This is a genomic window from Streptacidiphilus sp. ASG 303, assembly GCF_020991365.1.
Lineage (GTDB): Bacteria > Actinomycetota > Actinomycetes > Streptomycetales > Streptomycetaceae > Peterkaempfera.
In genome coordinates this window covers 1-2,035 of sequence record NZ_JAJLRA010000071.1, presented here as the reverse complement: position 1 = coordinate 2,035, position 2,035 = coordinate 1, and the positions used below count along the sequence as shown (strand labels likewise).

1 protein-coding gene is annotated in these 2,035 nt (G+C 71.4%); it reads right to left on the bottom strand.

Features of this window, described 5'->3' with window-relative positions:
* Window positions 1-2,035, bottom strand: a 2,035-nt coding sequence (locus tag LO771_RS29935) for an amino acid adenylation domain-containing protein (RefSeq protein WP_230748289.1), incomplete at both ends; no start/stop codon positions are given.

The window sequence follows — 2,035 nt, the reverse complement described above, 5'->3', positions numbered from 1 at the left end:
ACGGCGAGCAGGGAGTGCCCGCCGAGCTCGAAGAAGTTGTCCTCGACACCCACCTCGGGGATGCCGAGGACCTCGGCGAAGACGGCGCACAGCTGTGCTTCCCGCTCGGTCTCCGGCCTGCGGCCGGAGCCGGCCGTCACCGCCAGGTCCGGCTCGGGCAGGGCCTTCCGGTCCAGCTTGCCGTTGACCGTCAGCGGGAACGCCTCCAGCACCACGACCGCCGACGGCACCATGTACTCCGGCAGGACGGCGACGGTATGGGCCCGGATGTCGGCCGCGAGCCGCGTCGGGTCCTGGGTCTCGGCGCCGGACGCGACAGTGACGTAGCCGACCAGACGCTTGTCACCCGTCCGGTCCTCATGGACCAGGACCACCGCCTGCTCGACCGCCACGTGTCCGGTGAGCGCGTTCTGGACTTCGCCGAGTTCGATGCGGAAGCCGCGGAGTTTGACCTGGTCGTCGGTGCGGCCGAGGTGTTCGAGAAGGCCGCGCGTGGTCCAGCGGGCGAGGTCGCCGGTGCGGTACATGCGTGCGCCGGGGCCGCCGTAGGGGTTGGCGACGAAGCGTTCGGCGCTCAGGGCCGGGCGACCAAGGTAGCCGCGGGCCAGCTGGGCGCCGGCGAGGTACAACTCGCCGGGCACGCCGGGCGGGCAGGGCTTGAGACCGGCGTCGAGCACGTAGGCCTGCATGTTCCACATCGGCCGGCCGATCGGCACCGGGCCGTGCCCGAGTGCCTCGCCCGGGGCGATGTGGTGGTCGACCGCGCCGACCGTCGCCTCGGTCGGGCCGTAGTGGTTCACCACGGCCAGGTGCGGATGCTCGCGGCGCAGTCGCTCCAGCATGGGCGCGTGCAGGGACTCGCCCCCCAGCATGAGCTGGCGCGTGGGTACGTTCGCAACCTCGCCCGGCGCCTCCAGGAAGGCAAGGTGACTCGGCGTGGCCTTGAGGAACGCCACACGCCTGTCCGACGGAGCGACGGGCAGCCGGGTGTCCTCGGGCGCCAGGTACAGGCATCCGCCGCAGGCGAGCGCGCCGTACAGGGAGGTGACACCGGCGTCGAAGGACACCGAGGCGTGGATCAGCGTGTCCTCCGCCAGCGACGGGTACGCCTCCTGGGCGCGTGCGACGTAGTTGACCAGCGCGCCGTGGGGGATCACCACGCCCTTCGGCCGGCCCGTCGAGCCGGACGTGTAGATCACATACGCCGGATGGTCGGTGGTCAGCGGCGATGTCCGGTGCGCGTCTTCGACATCGCCCGGGTTCAGAGCAGACAAGCGGTCGGCCGCACTGTCGTCGTCCACGACGACCAGCCCGAAGCGCTGCTCCTGTTCCTGGACCTGCCCGACGAGCCCGGTGGTGGTCAGGAGGACCGTCGGCCGGGCGTCGTCCAGCATGTACGCGATGCGCTCCGCCGGGTACTGCGGGTCGACCGGTACGTAGGCGGCGCCGCTCTTCAGAACCGCCAGCAGGGCGACGACCATCCCGGTGGAGCGGGGCATCAGCACGCCGACGCGGTCCTCGGGCCCGGCACCGTGCTCGGTCAGCAGCCGCGCCAGGCGGTTGGTCCGCTTGTTGAGTTCGGCGTACGACACCTCGGCGCCCTCGGCGTCGATCACCGCGATGGCGTCGGGGGTCCGGGCGACCTGCGCCTCGAAGAGGTCCACCATCGTGCCGGCGGGCACCTCGTGCGCGGTGTCGTTCCAGTCGACCAGCACCCGGTGGCGTTCGGTGGTGTCCATGACGTCGACGTGGTGCACGCGTACGTCCGGGTCGGCGACGACCGTCTGCAGTACCCGCACGAAGCGGGCACCGAGCGCCGCAGCGGTCGTCTGCTGGAAGAGGTCGGCGGCGTAGGTGAGTGCGCCGTTCACCCCGGCCGGGGTTCCGTCGGTGTCGAGGGCTTCGGTGAGGTCGAGGGCGAGGTCGAACTTGGCCGGAGTGTCGCCGGTGGCGGCGAGTTCGATGTCCACGCCGTCGAGTTCGAGGACGGCCTGGGCGGTGTTCTGGAGGGTCAGCATGACCTGGAACAGGGGGT